Origin of the sequence: Pantoea sp. sgz302252 (assembly GCF_042610525.1) — a bacterium.
Lineage (GTDB): Bacteria > Pseudomonadota > Gammaproteobacteria > Enterobacterales > Enterobacteriaceae > Erwinia.
Map to the genome: position 1 here is coordinate 187,346 of NZ_JBHDVM010000008.1, position 17,209 is coordinate 204,554.

At 56.5% G+C, this 17,209-nt stretch carries 18 protein-coding genes and 1 tRNA gene; 10 read left to right on the forward strand and 9 right to left on the reverse strand.

The annotated features are described in order from the left end of the window. The first annotated feature begins 289 nt into the window (after nt 1-289). The 3 genes from ACETPC_RS16060 (at nt 290) to ACETPC_RS16070 (ending at nt 2,840) form a co-directional block, all read left to right on the forward strand. Entirely contained in the window at nt 290-583 is a 294-nt protein-coding gene (locus ACETPC_RS16060; RefSeq protein WP_336142515.1) for a co-chaperone GroES, read from the forward strand. A 44-nt stretch (nt 584-627) separates the two neighbouring features. Beyond that, on the forward strand, nt 628-2,274 hold the full coding sequence (gene groL, locus ACETPC_RS16065; RefSeq protein WP_380182979.1) for a chaperonin GroEL: 1,647 nt from the start codon (nt 628-630) through the stop codon (nt 2,272-2,274). A 215-nt stretch (nt 2,275-2,489) separates the two neighbouring features. Continuing rightward, nucleotides 2,490-2,840: a DUF4156 domain-containing protein gene (locus ACETPC_RS16070; RefSeq protein ID WP_380182981.1), complete on the forward strand. Its 351-nt coding sequence runs from the start codon at nt 2,490-2,492 to the stop codon at nt 2,838-2,840. Between the two features lie 54 nt (nt 2,841-2,894). Here the strand turns inward: ACETPC_RS16070 and epmB are convergent, their stop codons facing one another. Then, a complete protein-coding gene (gene epmB, locus ACETPC_RS16075) occupies nt 2,895-3,923 on the reverse strand; it encodes an EF-P beta-lysylation protein EpmB (RefSeq protein WP_380182983.1) in 1,029 nt (342 codons plus the stop codon). 41 nt (nt 3,924-3,964) lie between these two features. Here epmB and efp point away from each other — a divergent pair, with 41 nt between their 5' ends. The 3 genes from efp (at nt 3,965) to ACETPC_RS16090 (ending at nt 4,939) form a co-directional block, all read left to right on the forward strand. After that, nucleotides 3,965-4,531 (forward strand): elongation factor P, encoded by a 567-nt coding sequence (efp, locus tag ACETPC_RS16080; RefSeq protein WP_380182985.1) that lies wholly within the window; start codon nt 3,965-3,967, stop codon nt 4,529-4,531. 52 nt (nt 4,532-4,583) lie between these two features. Next, nucleotides 4,584-4,712, forward strand: a complete 129-nt coding sequence (locus ACETPC_RS16085; protein WP_380183057.1) for an entericidin A/B family lipoprotein — start codon at nt 4,584-4,586, stop codon at nt 4,710-4,712. A gap of 92 nt (nt 4,713-4,804) precedes the next feature. Continuing rightward, nucleotides 4,805-4,939 carry an entericidin A/B family lipoprotein gene (locus tag ACETPC_RS16090; RefSeq protein ID WP_034939964.1) on the forward strand — a complete coding sequence of 45 codons (135 nt, stop codon included), beginning with the start codon at nt 4,805-4,807 and terminating at the stop codon, nt 4,937-4,939. A 56-nt stretch (nt 4,940-4,995) separates the two neighbouring features. Here ACETPC_RS16090 and ACETPC_RS16095 read toward each other — a convergent pair whose 3' ends face one another. The 5 genes from ACETPC_RS16095 to frdA are packed head-to-tail and all read right to left on the reverse strand — an operon-like array spanning nt 4,996 to nt 8,847. After that, a complete protein-coding gene (locus ACETPC_RS16095; protein WP_380182988.1) occupies nt 4,996-5,520 on the reverse strand; it encodes a lipocalin family protein in 525 nt (174 codons plus the stop codon). A gap of 59 nt (nt 5,521-5,579) precedes the next feature. Continuing rightward, on the reverse strand, nt 5,580-5,933 hold the full coding sequence (frdD, locus tag ACETPC_RS16100; protein WP_380182990.1) for a fumarate reductase subunit FrdD: 354 nt from the start codon (nt 5,931-5,933) through the stop codon (nt 5,580-5,582). Next, on the reverse strand, nt 5,933-6,337 hold the full coding sequence (frdC, locus tag ACETPC_RS16105; protein WP_380182992.1) for a fumarate reductase subunit FrdC: 405 nt from the start codon (nt 6,335-6,337) through the stop codon (nt 5,933-5,935). Before frdC ends, frdD begins: the two co-directional genes overlap by 1 nt. A 10-nt stretch (nt 6,338-6,347) precedes the next feature. After that, nucleotides 6,348-7,073 carry a succinate dehydrogenase/fumarate reductase iron-sulfur subunit gene (locus tag ACETPC_RS16110; RefSeq protein WP_380182994.1) on the reverse strand — a complete coding sequence of 242 codons (726 nt, stop codon included), beginning with the start codon at nt 7,071-7,073 and terminating at the stop codon, nt 6,348-6,350. Continuing rightward, nucleotides 7,066-8,847 carry a fumarate reductase (quinol) flavoprotein subunit gene (gene frdA / locus ACETPC_RS16115; RefSeq protein ID WP_380182996.1) on the reverse strand — a complete coding sequence of 594 codons (1,782 nt, stop codon included), beginning with the start codon at nt 8,845-8,847 and terminating at the stop codon, nt 7,066-7,068. Before frdA ends, ACETPC_RS16110 begins: the two co-directional genes overlap by 8 nt. A 240-nt stretch (nt 8,848-9,087) precedes the next feature. Here frdA and epmA point away from each other — a divergent pair, with 240 nt between their 5' ends. Then, entirely contained in the window at nt 9,088-10,065 is a 978-nt protein-coding gene (gene epmA / locus ACETPC_RS16120; protein WP_380182998.1) for an elongation factor P--(R)-beta-lysine ligase, read from the forward strand. 48 nt (nt 10,066-10,113) lie between these two features. Here epmA and mscM read toward each other — a convergent pair whose 3' ends face one another. The 3 genes from mscM to rsgA all read right to left on the reverse strand — a co-directional run bounded on the left by mscM (nt 10,114) and on the right by rsgA (nt 15,488). Beyond that, the gene (gene mscM / locus ACETPC_RS16125; protein ID WP_380183000.1) at nt 10,114-13,443 is read right to left on the reverse strand and encodes a miniconductance mechanosensitive channel MscM; all 3,330 of its coding nucleotides are present in this window, start codon (nt 13,441-13,443) and stop codon (nt 10,114-10,116) included. Nucleotides 13,444-13,452: 9 nt separating this feature from the next. Further along, complete coding sequence (gene asd, locus ACETPC_RS16130; protein ID WP_380183002.1) at nt 13,453-14,352, reverse strand: archaetidylserine decarboxylase; 900 nt, start codon at nt 14,350-14,352, stop codon at nt 13,453-13,455. An 86-nt stretch (nt 14,353-14,438) separates the two neighbouring features. Continuing rightward, entirely contained in the window at nt 14,439-15,488 is a 1,050-nt protein-coding gene (gene rsgA, locus ACETPC_RS16135; protein ID WP_380183004.1) for a small ribosomal subunit biogenesis GTPase RsgA, read from the reverse strand. A gap of 91 nt (nt 15,489-15,579) precedes the next feature. On the opposite strand from rsgA, the gene orn reads away from it, so the two are divergent. The 3 genes from orn to ACETPC_RS16150 all read left to right on the forward strand — a co-directional run bounded on the left by orn (nt 15,580) and on the right by ACETPC_RS16150 (nt 17,144). Beyond that, nucleotides 15,580-16,125, forward strand: a complete 546-nt coding sequence (orn, locus tag ACETPC_RS16140; RefSeq protein WP_380183006.1) for an oligoribonuclease — start codon at nt 15,580-15,582, stop codon at nt 16,123-16,125. A gap of 102 nt (nt 16,126-16,227) precedes the next feature. Beyond that, nucleotides 16,228-16,303, forward strand: a tRNA-Gly gene (locus ACETPC_RS16145). 313 nt (nt 16,304-16,616) lie between these two features. Further along, on the forward strand, nt 16,617-17,144 hold the full coding sequence (locus tag ACETPC_RS16150; RefSeq protein WP_380183059.1) for a tyrosine-type recombinase/integrase: 528 nt from the start codon (nt 16,617-16,619) through the stop codon (nt 17,142-17,144). Nucleotides 17,145-17,209: the final 65 nt, after the last annotated feature.

Below are 17,209 nucleotides of genomic sequence, written 5' to 3' on the forward strand. Positions count from 1 at the left end.
ATGGAAGTATTTACGGCGTGTCCGTGTTCCGATCTGCCTCTGCTGCTCTGTCACTGATTTAAACGCGACCAGGGGTTCGTCATCAATCTTAAAAAGGCGGATCCCCGCCTTTTTTCTTTTTTCCCGCCGGTTGTTATTTGCTCAGTTGTGACGCAGAAGCAAAATTTTTATTTTTTGCCCCTTGAAAGGGGCAGAGCCTGTCCCTATCTCTTTCGTCACGAAGCCGAGCCGGTGAAGCGAGGCGTTCATCCCAAAATGACTGATTGGACTTCTCAAAGGAGAGCTATCAATGAAAATTCGTCCATTGCACGACCGTGTTATCGTCAAGCGTAAAGAAGTGGAATCTAAATCAGCTGGCGGCATCGTTCTGACCGGCTCAGCAGCAGGGAAATCTACCCGCGGCGAAGTGCTGGCTGTTGGCAATGGCCGTATCCTGGAAAATGGCGAAGTGAAACCGCTGGACGTTAAAGTCGGCGACGTCGTGATTTTCAACGAAGGCTACGGTGCGAAAACTGAGAAAATCGACAACCAGGAAGTGCTGATCATTTCTGAAAGCGACATTCTGGCAATTGTTGAAGCGTAATTTACGTAACTCATTGAACGAAACGAATTTAAGGGATATTAACAATGGCAGCTAAAGACGTAAAATTCGGTAACGACGCTCGTGTAAAAATGCTGCGTGGCGTCAACGTACTGGCAGATGCAGTAAAAGTTACCCTGGGCCCGAAAGGCCGTAACGTGGTTCTGGATAAATCTTTTGGTGCACCGACCATCACTAAAGATGGCGTGTCCGTAGCGCGTGAAATCGAGCTGGATGACAAGTTCGAAAACATGGGCGCGCAGATGGTGAAAGAAGTTGCCTCTAAAGCGAATGACGCGGCAGGCGACGGCACCACTACCGCGACCGTACTGGCTCAGTCTATCGTTAACGAAGGCCTGAAAGCCGTTGCTGCGGGCATGAACCCAATGGATCTGAAGCGTGGCATCGATAAAGCCGTGGTTTCTGCCGTTGAAGAGCTGAAAAAACTTTCTGTTCCTTGCTCTGATTCCAAAGCTATCGCTCAGGTTGGTACCATCTCCGCTAACTCCGACGAGAGCGTGGGTACCCTGATCGCTCAGGCGATGGAAAAAGTGGGCAAAGAAGGCGTTATCACCGTTGAAGAAGGCACCGGCCTGCAGGACGAGCTGGACGTGGTAGAAGGTATGCAGTTCGATCGCGGCTACCTCTCTCCTTACTTCATCAACAAGCCAGAGACCGGCGCGGTTGAGCTGGAATCCCCATTCATCCTGCTGGCTGACAAAAAAATCTCCAACATCCGCGAAATGCTGCCAGTTCTGGAAGCAGTAGCTAAAGCAAGCAAGCCTCTGCTGATCATCGCTGAAGATGTGGAAGGCGAAGCGCTGGCTACTCTGGTGGTCAACACCATGCGCGGCATCGTGAAAGTGGCTGCGGTTAAAGCACCAGGCTTCGGCGATCGCCGTAAAGCTATGCTGCAGGATATCGCTGTACTGACCGGCGGTACCGTGATCTCTGAAGAGATCGGTATGGAGCTGGAGAAAGCGACCCTGGAAGACCTGGGCCAGGCAAAACGCGTTGTGATCAACAAAGACACCACCACCATCATCGATGGCGTGGGCGAAGAGTCTCTGATCTCCGGTCGCGTTACCCAGATCCGCCAGCAGATCGAAGAAGCCACTTCCGATTACGATCGTGAAAAACTGCAGGAGCGCGTAGCTAAACTGGCAGGCGGCGTAGCCGTTCTGAAAGTAGGCGCGGCAACTGAAGTCGAAATGAAAGAGAAGAAAGCACGCGTTGAAGATGCTCTGCACGCTACCCGTGCAGCAGTAGAAGAAGGTGTGGTTGCCGGCGGCGGCGTGGCGCTGGTACGCGTTGCGGCCCTGCTGTCCGAGCTGAAAGGCCAGAACGAAGATCAGAACGTGGGTATCAAAGTTGCGCTGCGCGCGATGGAGGCTCCACTGCGCCAGATCGTTTCCAACGCAGGCGAAGAGCCATCTGTGGTTGCCAACAACGTGAAAGCGGGCGACGGCAACTACGGCTACAACGCGCAGACCGAAGAATACGGCAACATGATCGACTTCGGTATCCTGGACCCAACCAAAGTGACCCGTTCTGCACTGCAGTACGCGGCTTCCGTTGCGGGCCTGATGATCACTACCGAGTGCATGGTTACCGACCTGCCTAAAGCGGATGCCCCGGATATGGGTGCTGCCGGCGGTATGGGTGGCATGGGCGGTATGGGCGGTATGATGTAAGACGACGCCCGTCGTTGATAAGCTAAAAAACCTGCCAGCGATGGCAGGTTTTTTTATGGGCGGCTGCGGGCAACTCCCGCGACTGCCAGGCAAGCATGGTTGCCCGCAAACATTTTGCATGTAGCGCTTCTTGTGCCACCCCGTCAGAAGTACAGGCACACAGGTCATTTTATGTTAGTCTGCGGGGGAGTCTGTTAATAATAATGGAGATTAAAATGCGGATTAACGTCTTGCTGGGGCTCTCTGTGGCGGCGTTGCTGCTGGCTGGCTGCAGCAGTTCTACCCACCTGAGCCCGGCAGGTGAGCGGGTTACCTTCACCGATCAACAACCGGCAAGCAATTGCCAGCTGCTGGGCAACCTGACCGGTTCGCAAAGCAACTGGTTAAGCGGCGCGGGCGGCGGCGAAAGCAGTTCACTACGCGGCGCGGCTAACGATTTGCGCAACCGCGCGGCGGCAATGGGCGGCAATGTGATTTATGGCGCTACCAGCCCGACGCAAAATATCTGGTCGAGCTTCGCACCGCTGGACAGCAAAATGAGCGGCCAGGTCTACAAATGCCCCTGAGCCGTTAAAGGCGTCTATTAAATTACAGACAGGAGAGAAGCCTCTCCTGTTTTTTTATTGCTGGCGCAGCTGTAAATCCAGCGGCGTTTTGCTCGGCTCGCCGCCAATCTCTCTTGCCAGCTTCGGCACCATATAACCGGAAACCTGGCTCAGCAGCTCCCGCATTATCTTCCTTGCCCGCTCGTCGTCCACATAGAAGTGCGCCGCGCCCTGGACTTTATCCAGCACGTGCAGATAGTAAGGCAGGATACCGGCATCAAAAAGCGCGTTGCTCAGCTCGGCCAGCGTGGCGGCATCGTCATTGATACCGCGCAGCAGCACGCTTTGGTTCAGTAAGGTTACGCCAGCCCGTTTTAGCTGCTGCATGGCTTCCCGCAGCTCATGGTCAATTTCACGCGCGTGGTTGATGTGGGTCACCAGCAGCATTTGCAGCCGCGATTCTGCCAGCCGCTGACAAAGCGCGGCAGTGATCCGCGACGGAATGACCACCGGCAGCCGACTGTGAATCCGCAGCCTTTTCAGGTGGGGGATCTGCTCCAGCTCGCTAATCAGCCACGCCAGTTCACTGTCTTTAGCCATTAACGGATCGCCGCCGGAGAAAATAATTTCATCCAGTTGCGGCTGCTGTCGGATATACTCCAGCGCCTGCTGCCAGTTACGCTTGTTGCCCTGATTTTCCGCATAGGGAAAATGACGGCGGAAACAGTAACGGCAGTTGACGGCGCAGCCGCCTTTGACCAATAGCAGCGCGCGATTATGATATTTATGTAACAGACCCGGCACTACGCTGCTTTGCTCATCGAGCGGATCGGTACTGTAACCCGGTGCATCAATAAATTCCTGGCTTTGGGTGATCACCTGAAGCAGCAGCGGATCCTGCGGATCGCCTTTGCGCATTCTTGCTGCAAAGGCGCGCGGCACGCGTAGAGCGAAAAGACGCCGCGCGTCGCCGCCAGCCCGCAGCTCGGGATGCGAATCAAGGCCTAAAAGCTGGAGTAATTCATCTGGGTCAGTGATTACATCTGCAAGTTGATGCAACCATTCTTCTCGCGAAGGGGTATTTAGGGTTACAATGTGTGCCATTTTTTTGGCTAAGTACCAGTATTAAATTGTAGAGGGCCTTTATGGCGACTTATTCTAGCAACGATTTCCGTCCCGGTCTTAAAATCATGTTCGAAGGCGAACCATACGCCGTCGAAGCCAGCGAGTTTGTTAAACCAGGTAAAGGCCAGGCTTTCGCACGCGTTAAAATGCGTCGTCTGCTGACCGGCACTCGCGTTGAGAAGACCTTTAAATCTACCGACTCCGCAGAAGGCGCGGACGTAGTAGATACCAACCTGAACTACCTGTACAGCGACGGCGACTTCTACCACTTTATGCACCCGGAAACCTTCGAACAGCACCCTGTTGAAGCGAAGACCGTGGGCGATGCGGCAAAATGGCTGCTGGACAACGCAGAGTGTATCGTAACGCTGTGGAACGGCAAACCGATTCAGGTTCTGCCACCGAACTTCGTTGAGCTGGAGATCGTGGATACCGATCCAGGCCTGAAAGGCGATACCGCAGGTACCGGCGGCAAGCCAGCCACGCTCTCTACCGGCGCGGTAGTGAAAGTGCCACTGTTCGTGCAGATTGGCGAAGTGATTAAAGTAGACACCCGCTCGGGCGAATACGTTTCTCGCGTAAAATAAGCCGTAGGGGCCTGCGCCAGCGGGCCCTTATCTTTCAATGAGCCAGCCCACCATGTCCCGTATCCTGTTAATTGCTGCGGCCCTGTTTATCACCTGCGCGCTGAGCGCCTGCAACACCTTTCGCGGTTTCGGCGAAGATGTCCAGCATCTGGGCGGCGTTATCTCACACGCAGCCAGCTAAGTTTTTCTCTCTTTCGCCTTACCAGACGCATTCGCAAAATTACGACTATGCTTAACACGCTGTACTTTATTTCTAATTAAAAGGATCTGGTTATGCTAAAGAAAAGTATTGTCGCGATCTTTTCCGTTCTGGTGCTTTCTTCTGCGCTTACCGCCTGTAATACCACCCGTGGGGTAGGCGAAGACGTTTCCGCAGGCGGACGGGCGATTCAGCGAAGCGCGCAGTAGCAGTAAAAGCGAGGCCGGTGGTTACACCGGCCCTTTTGTTTCATGGTCAGGCAAATTTAGTCCTGTTTTACCCAGATCAGCTGGCTAACGTCGAAACCGGCCTGGCGTGCTTTTGTGGTCAGCTCTTCTTTGACTTTGGCATCAAGCTGCGGCGTGCGCGATAAGATCCACAGATAGTTTCTGTTGGGCCCGCAGACCAGCGCGTGCTGATAGGCGTTATCCAGAGCGATAACGTTATAGCCGCCGTAGAACGGGCCGAAGAAAGAGACTTTCAGCGCCGCCTGGCTCGGTGAGCCGGTAAAGTAAGCTTTGCCGATGCTTTCCTGCCAGCGCTGTTTCTTCACGTTAAAGCCGCGGTTAATCACCTTGAGGCCGCCGTCGTCGCGCTTGCTATAGGTAGCGGTGACGTGATCCAGACCGCGCTCGAAGCGGTGATCCAGACGGGCTATTTCATACCAGCTTCCCAGGTAAAGATCGGCATTAAAGCCTTCTACAGGCGTTACGCCTTTGGGCGGCGTGGTGGTGCAGGCAACAGAGAGAAGGGCGCCGGCGCCTGCCGCCAGCATTTTCCACAGAGACATAAGCGATTCCTTTGCGTTTGAACCGCTTAAGTATAGGCGCATTTTGCGCCGCGCGGCGATCACAGCGTCAGTACACCGATGGCGGAGACCACGGTCAGGATTGCGGCCAGGCCGTAGAAGAGCCATTTGCTGGCTGGCAGCGTGATTTTTAAATCGTGCATCATATGATGCAGGCGATGCAGCGCGCACCAGAGCGGCAGAACGATAGCCAGAAACAGAAAAGCGCGGCCCGGCCAGCTTTGGGCGAAGCTGAGGATACGCTCAAAGCTGAAGGCCCGCGGCGAAGCCAGCCCCAGCGGCATAATTACCCCGAGCAGCAGCGCCACAACCGGTGAAACCAGCGCCGCCCACATGCCGCCTGCGCCAAACAGCCCCCAAAACAGCGGCTCGTCAGAACGATGTTGTTTTTTCATTATCCCTCCCGTGCCAGCAGCACTACGGCCAGAATCACCAGGCTGATCAACACCATTGCCGCCCACAGCCCTTTGACTATCGGGCCGGACGACAGCTTTTTATCGCCGACTACGATAACCGCCGCTTTCGGCGCCAGATCGAACCAGGTTTTACTGTGCAGCAGCGCGGCCGCCAGCACCATCATATTCAGCAGCAGCACTACAGGGTGCTGGAGGAAATCGACAAAGCCCGCCCAGCTTTCCGCGCCGCGCTTGAGGGCAAACAGCCCGAAAATCATCTCCAGGCTGAACCACAGCGCTGGCAGGGCGGTGCCTTCGCGCAGCATATAGAAACGGTAAAAAGCCGATTTTTGCCACCAGTCGGCCGTAACCGGACGGTGATAAGGGTTGCGTTTAGAACTCATCTGCGGCTCCTTATTGTGGCCTGAGGCTGGCGATCAGAAAGTCTTTGGCGCTCTCTACCTTGCTTTGCTGGATAGCGGCAGCCGGATCGACATGTTTTGGACAGACTTCCGAACAGAAGCCGACGAAGGTGCAGGGCCAGACGCCGTTATCGCCGTTGAGCTGCGGCATACGCGCTTTTTTGCCCTTGTCGCGGCTATCCAGGTTATAGCGGTGCGCCAGCGTAATGGCGGCGGGCCCAATAAATTCTGGGTTAAGACCGAACTGGGGACAGGCCGCGTAGCAAAGGCCGCAGTTTATGCAGCCGGAAAACTGGTGATAGCGGGCCATTTGCGCTGGCGTCTGGCGGTTGGGGCCGTTCTGCGCCTGTTGCGGATTGTCGATGATGTAAGGCTTGATCGCCGCCAGGCTTTCGATAAAGCGGCTCATATCAACAACCAGATCGCGTTCGACAGGGAAATTTGCCAGCGGCTCTACACGCATGCCCTGTGGATAGTGGCGCAAAAAAGTTTTGCAGGCGAGTTTAGGCACGCCGTCCACCATCATGCCGCAGGAGCCGCAAATAGCCATACGGCACGACCAGCGGAAAGAGAGATCGCCGGCCAGGTTATCTTTTATATAGCCCAGCGCGTCCAGCAGCGAGGTCTGCTCGTCCCACGGCACCTGATAAGTTTCGACATGCGGCGCTTTGTCCGTCTCCGGGTTATAACGCTGGATGGCAATATTGCAGTCAGTCATGCTGCACCTCCTTATGTTCTGACTCCGCGCCATAGACGCGTTTCGCTGGCGGCAAGCGGGTGATGGTGACCTTATCCCAGGCAATAGTTGGCGTGCCCTGCGCGTTGAAGTAGCTTAGCGAATGCTGCAGGAAACGCTCGTCGTCCCTTTCGCGGCAGCCTTCATCCAGGCGCTGATGCGCGCCGCGCGACTCTTTGCGTGCAAAAGCGGCATGCGCCATGCATTCCGCCACGTTCAGGCCGTGCTCCAGCTCGATGGCATAAAGCAGCTCGGTATTAAAAACGCTGGAGGTGTCACGGATGCGCACGCGCTTAAAGCGCGCTTTCAGCTCCGCCAGCTTATCGATGGTTTGCTGCATTAGTTCCGGCGTACGGTAGATGCCGCAGCCTTCTTCCATCGCCATGCCCATCTCATCGCGCAGCGTTGACCAGCGCTCGTCGCCCGGCTGATTGACCAACGCCTGCAGCCGCTGCTCGCAGTCGCGGCTCTGTGCTTGCAGTGCGGAGGTGGCGAAGTCAGGCGTTTCCAGCGCTCTGGCTGCGGCTTTCTCTCCGGCCAGGCGACCAAATACCACCAGTTCCGCCAGTGAGTTTGAGCCGAGGCGGTTAGCGCCGTGCAGCCCCACTGAGGAGCATTCGCCCACGGCGAACAGGCCGCGTACGGTGGTTTCACAGCTGGCATCTGTGGCTATGCCGCCCATGGTGTAGTGCGCGGTTGGCCGAATAGGGATAGGGCTGGTGACGGGATCGACGCCGACGTAGGCTTTGCTCAGCTCGCAGATAAAGGGCAGCCGCTCCAGCAGCTTTTTTTCGCCCAGGTGGCGTAAATCGAGATGGACGACCTCGCCGCGCGGCGTATGAATGGTGCGGCCTTTCTGCGACTCGTGCCAGAAAGCCTGTGACACTTTATCGCGCGGCCCCAGCTCCATGTATTTATTTTTAGGCTCGCCGAGCGGCGTTTCCGGCCCCATACCGTAATCCTGCAAATAGCGGTAGCCGTCTTTATTAACCAGAATGCCGCCCTCGCCTCGGCAGCCTTCCGTCATCAGAATGCCGGAGCCAGGCAGACCGGTTGGGTGATACTGCACAAACTCCATATCCCGCAGCGCTACGCCGTGACGCAGCGCCATGCCCATGCCGTCGCCCGTAACGATGCCGCCGTTAGTGTTATAGCGATAGACGCGCCCTGCGCCGCCCGTGGCCAGCACCACCGACTTCGCCAGGATAGTGATCAAAGCCCCTTCCATCATATTCATTGCTACCAGCCCGCGCGCCTCGCCCTCGTCCACCAGCAGATCCAGAACGAAATGTTCGTCGAAGCGGGTAATTTGCGGGTATTTCAGCGAGGTCTGAAACAGCGTATGCAGCATATGGAAGCCGGTTTTATCGGCGGCGAACCAGGTGCGTTCAATCTTCATGCCGCCAAAGCGGCGCACGTTGATAGTGCCGTCCTGGCGGCGGCTCCACGGGCAGCCCCAGATTTCCAGCTGTGCCATTTCCTGCGGGCAGTGTTGCACGAAGTAGTCCACCACGTCCTGCTCGCACAACCAGTCTCCGCCGGAGACAGTATCCTGGAAATGCAGATCGAAGCTGTCATGCGCCTGGGTGACAGCGGCAGAACCGCCTTCGGCCGCTACGGTATGGCTGCGCATGGGATAGACTTTCGAGACCAGCGCAATGGAAAGGGTGGGATGAGCTTCCGCGGCGGCGATAGCCGCTCGCAGCCCGGCGCCGCCCGCGCCGACAATCACCAGATCGGCAGTAAAAGTTTGCACGATATTCTCCCTGTCAGGCCGTGATGGGAAAGGGGAGCCGCGCTCCCCGATTTGCGAAAACGCCAGTATAAAACCGGCTATGGCGGGCAAAATTGATATGCTCAGGCATTAAGGTCAAAAAACAGCCGTAAAAGTGTTAAAACGTTAACCCGTCGCGGCGAATTTTTTAACGGCGCGGGTTTGTTTGTCCGTGTCGCCTCGGGTAGACTGCTTCACCCTGATCCCTGAGGAGTACAAACTATGAGCGATACGGCCAGCTGGCAGCCGAGCGCGCCCGTCACGAACTTATTAAAACGGGCGGCGATTATGGCTGAAATCCGGCGTTTTTTTGCCGATCGTGGGGTGCTGGAAGTGGAGACCCCGGCGATGAGCCAGGCAACCGTAACCGACGTCCATCTGTTTCCTTTTCAGACGCGCTTTGTCGGGCCCGGCGCCGCGCAAGGTCTGGATCTCTATCTGATGACCAGCCCCGAGTACCATATGAAGCGGCTGCTGGCCGCCGGCAGCGGGCCGATTTTTCAGCTTTGCCGCTGCTTCCGTAATGAGGAAGCGGGCCGTCATCACAATCCTGAATTCACTATGCTGGAATGGTATCGTCCCCATTACGATATGTACCGGCTGATGAACGAAGTGGACGATCTGTTGCAGCAGGTGCTGGAGTGCGCGCCCGCGGAGACGCTTTCCTACCAGCAGGCGTTTATTCGTCACCTGGAGATGGATCCGCTGTCGGCGGATAAAGCGCAGATGCGGGAAGTGGCGGAAAAGTTGGGCGTAGGCGATCTCGCCAACCGCGAGGAAGATCGCGATACGCTGCTACAGCTGCTGTTCGTGACCGGCGTGGAGCCGCAAATCGGCAAAGAGAAACCGGCTTTTGTTTACCACTTTCCGGCCAGCCAGGCGGCGCTGGCGGAAATCAGCACCGAAGATCACCGCGTGGCGGAGCGTTTTGAGGTCTATTTCAAAGGCATCGAGCTGGCAAACGGTTTCCGCGAACTAACCGACAGCCGCGAACAGCGTCAGCGCTTCGAGCAGGATAACCGCAAGCGCGCGGCGGTGGGCCTGCCGCAGCAGCCTATTGATACTAATCTGCTGGATGCACTGGCGCACGGCATGCCGGAATGCTCCGGCGTAGCGCTGGGCGTGGATCGTATCGTGATGCTGGCGCTAAAAGCCTCGCAGCTTAGCGAAGTCATCGCTTTCTCCGTTGACCGCTGCTAACGGGTCAGCGGCAAGAAAAAAGGCCCGGAATCGCTTCCGGGCCTTTTTTTATAGTCCGCCTGACTTGTAAGTGCGGGCGGCCGGTGCGCCGTTATTGACCGGCGTTTTGCGGCCAATGGTTTCCATTCGTACCTGGAAAGGCGGGAAGGGCATCTCCAGCCCGTGCTCGTGATACCCTTGCAAAATCAGCTGGTGCAGCTCATGGCGCAGCGGCATGCGATGCCCCATCTCCGCTGCATGAATGCGCAATTCAAACAGCTGAATACCCTGTTGCAGATCCACCAGGAAAGCTTCCGGCTGCGGCGTATCCAGCACGTACTGACAGCGCTGCGCGGCGGTCAGCAGCACACTGGTAACTTCTTCGCTATCCGCTTCCGCTGCGGCAGGAATGGTCAGGACTACGCGCGTTACCGAATCAGAGAGCGACCAGTTGATAAACTGCTCGGTGATAAAGGCCTTGTTGGGCACGATAATCTCTTTGCGATCCCAGTCGGTAATGGTAGTAGCACGCGTATTAATGCGTGTAATGCTGCCAGTCAAATCGCGGATGGTTACGGTATCGCCGATGCGGATCGGTTTCTCGAACAGGATAATCAGGCCGGAAATAAAGTTGGCGAAAATTTCCTGTAAGCCAAAACCCAGTCCCACACCTAATGCGGCTACCAGCCATTGCAGCTTCGACCAGTCGATGCCGATCATGGAGAAGCCCGTCAGGCCGCCGATCAGGATTAGCGTGTACTTGGTCAGCGTGGTGATGGCGTAGCCGGTGCCGGGCGTCAGGTTAAGGTGTTGCAGCAGCGCCAGTTCAAGCAGCGCAGGCATATTGCGCACCAGCTGGGTGGTGATAATCAGCACCAGGATCGCGATCAGCACCGAACCCAGCGTAATAGGCTCAGGCGTTTCCACGCCCTGTACCGTGGTGCTGGCGTCCCACAGCCGGATATTTTCCAGGAAGCCGAACGCCGAATGGATTTCCGACCAGAGCACGATAACCGACACCAGCGCAATCAGCGTCAGAATTGAGCGCACCAGCCGTAGCGACTGGGCGCTGATGGCATCCAGGTCGATCACGGGTTCGTCGACTTCCGCTTCTGTACTTTGCGTGGCGGTCGTCTCTTCTTCGCCTTTGGCGCGCTGAGCCAGAATTTCTGCACGGCGGTTGCGCGCGCGGTCAAAGGCGATGCGCCGACGCTGAATCAGCATCCAGCGGCGAATGATATGGTAGATAATCAGCAGCAGGAACCAGATGGCCAGCGAGGTCTCTACCCTGGCCAGCAGCGCCTGCGCGGTCGCCAGATAGCCAATGCAGGAGGCGAACGCGGCGATCATCGGGATGCAGATCATCAGGTTCCACAGCACGTTGCTGATAAAGTTTTCGCCGTTGCCTTCTTTATCCAGATAAAGCGGAATGCCTGCCCGTTTCAGGCTGACGGTCACCAGGCTAAGCGCGCCGCAGATCAGGATAAAACAGAGGCGGCCCAGCGTGGCGGAGAAGTGGCGCTCGTCCAGATTATCAAAGCCGATCAGCAGCATGATCATCGGCACCACAAAGCCAATGCAAAGCGTGTAGAAGCGCATCGCGCGGGCTACCCGATTCCGCTGCCAGCGGAAGTGGACAATAAACAACCCGTCAGGCCGGGCGAAAGCGGCGCTGATCATAAAGGCCCACAGCAGCGGCACGGTAGCCGTGATGCCGTCGCCGGTCGCTACGGCAACCGGATAAGGCCAGGCGTGCTGTAAGCCATAGCCCAGCGCCATCCATAACACCGGTAGCGGCAGAGCGACCAGAATTGACCAAAACACGGTGCGCATGGTCAGGCCGAAGCGATCCTGGGTGACCTTGCCTACTTTGCTGGCGGAACGATTAAGGAAATCGCGGTAGTGGCGGCGCGAGCTGAGGCTGAAACCCACCAGCAGAAGCGCGCCCAGAATTGGCAGCACGGTTTCACGGTTGGTGCACATCATCACCAGCGCGCCGCCCAATTGGCCGAGCGTATTCAGCGAAAGCAGGTTGCGCAGATCGCGCATCAGCAGCAGCGGGAAGTCGAGGTGGATCGCGCTAACGTCTGCCGTCCAGAACAGGTAGCGATGCGTCGCCTCTTTCACTTCCAGCAGCGCATCCTCTAACTGGCCGTTCGCTACTTTCAGCTTGGTGACTTCCAGAATCAGATTATCGCTGCCGGAAAGCAGCGAACCGATCAGCTCGCGCTGTGTTTTTAGCTGCGCATCCAGGATCCGGCGCTGCTCGGTAGTCAGCGGCGTGCCGTCGTCCTGTTTAAGCTGGCGCAGCTGCTGCTGGCGCTCAAGCAGATCTTCATAATGCAGCCGCTGCACGCGTAGCTGGGCCATATCATTGTCCAGCTGCTGCGGTTTAGGCATCTCTGGCAGGCGCGCCACCTGTGCGCGTAGCGCCTCGCCCAGTACATTGGAGACGCCAAGCCACTGCGACTGTTCGCGAATGGTGCTCAGTGCCTGGCGTACCTGGATAGTTTGATTAACCGCAGTGCGCTGTTGCGAGGCGACGAGATCCATCCGCTGCGCCTGCTGATTCAGCGCGGCGGAAAGCTCGCGGTTAACGCGAAACTGCTCGCTGAGCTTCTTCGGCAGCTCGCCGCTGTTTTCCGCCAGCTGCTCGGTTTTCTCCAGCGCGATTTCGGCTTCGCGCTGGCGACGGCTATTGAGCTGGTTACGCAGATCCTGCAGATAGTTATCAAGCTGGGTGGCTTTGCGCTGATGAAGCTCGCCGCGCATGCGCGCCAGCTCCTGACGATTGTTGGCGGAGAGCTGCGCCAGCTCCAGCTCATCAACTCTTGCCTTACGCGCTGCGGACTCTGCCTGACGAGCGTAAAGCTGCGCCTGCGCCAGCGGCGTCACTGGCGTCGGCTGTCCCTGCAGGCGGCGCTCTATTTCGTTTAGCGCGCGGCGGGCGTCGGTTTGCTGCTGCGGCAGCTGGGCGAGCGAGTCGCTGATTTCCCTGGCGCGATCCTGCTCCTGCTGCGCCTGGCGACCCTCTTCCAGCAGCTGGCTACTGACCTGCAGGATCTCCTGATCCAGCTCTGCCGCTGTCATAGTCGCACGCACCGTTTTGCTGCTGTCGGCGAGCGTGGTCAGCTGCTGGCGCAGCTCGCGGGAAAGGCGAGGGAAATCATCGATAACCTGCTGGTAATCGGCGGCGTTGGCCAGCGATTTCTGCTGATCTTCCAGCCAGTTCAGCGCGGTTTGCAGCGCTTCCGCTGTTTCCGCCTGATTAGGCGTATCCTGTTTGGATTTCGTCTCCTCAAGGGCCTGCTTGATCTGCGCGGTGTCGGGCGCGCTGGCGGCCCAGGCGGGCTGGAGCAGCGCCCAGCCCAGCAAAAGAGTAACTATCAGGCGTAACATGCTTCTCTGCTATGGGTGATGTAAGACTTCTTCGGCGCTGGTTTTTTGCAGTGCGATAGCCAGCGGCTGGCCCAGACGCGTTTTAGTTTCCGGCGTCAGGCTTTCTGCCAACTTCACTTTGCCCTGCGCGAACAGGTTGATAACGGTGGAGCCGAGCTTGAAGCGGCCCATTTCCTGGCCTTTCAGCAGCACCACCGAGCCTTCTTCATCCGCGCCCGGCCAGCGCCAGCGTTTTATTACGCCTTCGCGCGGCGGCGTGACGGTGCCCGCCCAGGCGGTTTCGATGCTGCCAACGATGGTGGCACCCACCAGAATCTGCGCCATCGGGCCGAATTCGGTATCGAACAGGCAAATCACGCGCTCGTTGCGGGCAAAGAGGTTAGGGATATTTTGCGCGGTCAGTGGATTGACCGAATAAAGGTCGCCTGGCACGTAGATCATCTCGCGCAGGATGCCGTTGCAGGGCATATGCACGCGGTGGTAGTCGCGTGGTGCCAGGTAAGTGGTCACAAACTCGCCGTTGCGGAACATCTCTGTCATAGCTACATCGCCAGCCAGCAGCGCTTCCAGCGTATAAGTATGGCCTTTTGCCTGGAAAATCTGGTCGCCTTCAATGTGGCCGAGCTGGCTGATTGCGCCATCGCAGGGCAGCACCAGCAGATTAGGATCGGTTTCGATTGGGCGCGCTTCGTCACGCAGCGGGCGCACGAAGAAATCATTAAAGGTGCGGTAGCTGGCGGTATCCGGCTTCTGCGCTTCGCTCATATCTACTTTGTAGAACCAGACGAAAACGTCGATAACCGCTTTGGTCAGCCAGCCGGCGCGTTTGCCTGCGCCCCAACCGGCGAGTTCAGTAAGGCCTTTTTTAGGCAAAACAGCATTCAGGCCGAGCTTCAGACGATCCAACACAATAGCCTCCTGGCTTTCGATAATATAAAGGGTGCGGATTGTAACAGCGTCCGCCGATTCAGGCTATGGCGCCCGCCGCGCGGTGCTTAATCGCTATTTTCGGAAAAATTACGGCGCGTTTTGAGCTGCATGTCCGCCATGCTCTCCAGAATACGGTGGTAGTTTTCGAAACGCGATTCGCTAATTTGGCCCTGTTCCACTGCTTCGCGGATGGCGCAGCCCGGATCGGTATCGTGCTTGCAGTCGCGGAATTTACAGTGACCCAGAAATTCACGAAATTCGACAAATCCGCGCGTGATTTGTTCCGGTTCCAGATGCCATAAACCGAATTCCCGCACGCCGGGTGAATCGATAACGTCGCCGCCGTGCGGGAAATGATACAGGCGGGCTGCGGTAGTGGTGTGCTGGCCAAGGCCGGAAACGTCAGAAACATCGTTGGTCAGGATCTCTGCCTCCAGTTCCAGGCCCAGCAGGGCGTTAAGCAAACTGGATTTGCCTACGCCGGACTGGCCGGCAAAAATGCTGACGCGGCCAGCCAGCGCGCTTTCGAGCTCGCTCAGCCCCTCTTTACGGCGGCTGGAAGCCATAATCACGCGGTAGCCAATTTCACGGTATATCGCCATTTGCTCTTCAACAAAGGCCATGCCTTCTTGATCCAGCAGATCCGTTTTGTTGAGCACCAGCAGCGGTTCGATTTCCAGCGTTTCGCTCGCCACCAGATAGCGGTCGATAATATTCAGCGACAGCTCGGGCAGAATAGCCGAGACGATGATAATCTGATCGATATTGGCAGCAATGGGCTTAACGCCGTCATAAAAATCCGGGCGGGTCAGTACCGAAGTTCGCTCATGCACCGCTTCTACAATGCCTTTGGCGCTCTGCACGCCCGGCCGCCAGAGCACGCGGTCGCCAGTTACCAGCGAGCGCAGGGTGCGGCGAATGTTACAGCGGTGAACGCTGCCGTCCGCATCTTCTACGTCGGCGTGCATGCCGAAGCGGCTGATCACTATGCCGTCGCGCGCCTCACCAAACAGGCTATCGTCCGGCTCCGGCTTGTCGGCGCGCTGCTTCAGGCGGCGCTCGTGGTTGGCGCTGACGCGACGTTGCTGACCTTTAGACAGTTTGTTCTTGCTCACTCTTCCTCACACGGCTTAGCTTCGCCCTGACAGGGCAAAACGTTTATGATACACCCTAACCCTTGATGATATAAGCCACGGCGAGAACCCTATGACTGTAAATGCCAGTAATCTGATCTGGATTGACCTTGAAATGACCGGCCTGGATCCGGAACAGGATCGTATTATCGAGATCGCCACGCTGGTGACCGATGCCGATTTGAATATTCTGGCGGAAGGCCCGACCTTTGCCGTTCACCAGTCCGATGCGCAGCTGGCGCTGATGGACGAGTGGAACGTCAACACCCATACCAGCAGCGGGCTGGTGGAGCGGGTTAAGACGAGCCAGTACGACGATCGGGCGGCCGAACTGGCGACGCTGGAATTCCTGAAAAAGTGGGTGCCGGAAAACAGCTCTCCAATCTGCGGCAACAGCATCGCCCAGGATCGCCGCTTCCTGTTTAAATATATGCCGGAACTGGAGGCTTACTTCCACTACCGCTATCTGGATGTCAGCACCCTTAAAGAGCTGGCGCGCCGCTGGAAGCCAGAAATCCTGACCGGTTTTAAAAAGCAGGGCACGCACCAGGCGATGGATGATATCCGCGAATCCGTTGCCGAGCTGGCGTATTACCGCGAACATTTTATCCAGCTTTAAACCAGACCAGAAATGGCGGGGCCGGGCGCGCTCCGCCGCTTCCAGGCGCTGGCGGCTTGCCGTATAGCGGTTTTTACGTATAATAAGCAGCTGTTACCTAAAGCGGGAATAGCTCAGTTGGTAGAGCACGACCTTGCCAAGGTCGGGGTCGCGAGTTCGAGTCTCGTTTCCCGCTCCAGTCTTGTTGCCTCAGTGGTTTCTTATCGTCAAACAGGCGGGTGCCGTTTACACGCGCTGGCTGTATTGCCTTCCGGTTAGTTTCATTTTTTACCCGCTCAAAAAATTATCTGTTTCTTTATCGCATTTTTTAAAATAAAGCCTTTTTGCGCAGCAGAGAGTGAGTATTATAAAAGCGCCGGGTCCAGAGTAATGAGAAAAAAACAGCATAAATGTCGTTTCTGGAAGTATTCTTAAGAAAAAGAAAAGGAGCTGTTTTATTTATATTTCCCGGCTTGACTATTAACAGCAATATTAAGACTCAAGGAAAGAATATGTCTGATCAGAAATTTTTGAGCCATAATGATGTGGATCGGCTAATTTCCGCTATTCCGGATAGCGTAAACGGCTGGCGAGATCGCTGTATGCTGCTGATGTGTTTTACGCATGGGCTACGCGTCAGTGAGCTTTGCGGACTCCGTCTGGAGGATGTGGATCCCGCTATCAATTTTTTGCATATCGACCGTCTGAAAAATGGTTTTCCCGTAGAGCATCCGATTGAGTTTCGTGAACGTATCACGCTGATAAAATGGTTGCAGCAGCGGCCTGCTTATCTCCGTTCAGAAAGCCCATGGTTGTTCCTGTCGAGAAATGGGAACAAAATTTCGCGCCAGCAGCTATACCGACTGATTAGATCTTATGGCGAGCGTGCCGGTCTCAGCAGGAAGGTTCATCCGCACATGCTCCGCCACGCCTGCGGCTATGCTCTGGCCAACCGGGGTGTAGATACGCGCCTGATTCAGGATTATTTAGGGCATAAAAACAGACAGAATACGGCTGTCTATACAACCGGTCAGCTTTAGCGAAACGGGCTATTATCAGCTTAACACCCTATAGTCGCGACGATAAACCCGGTCGCGACTATATT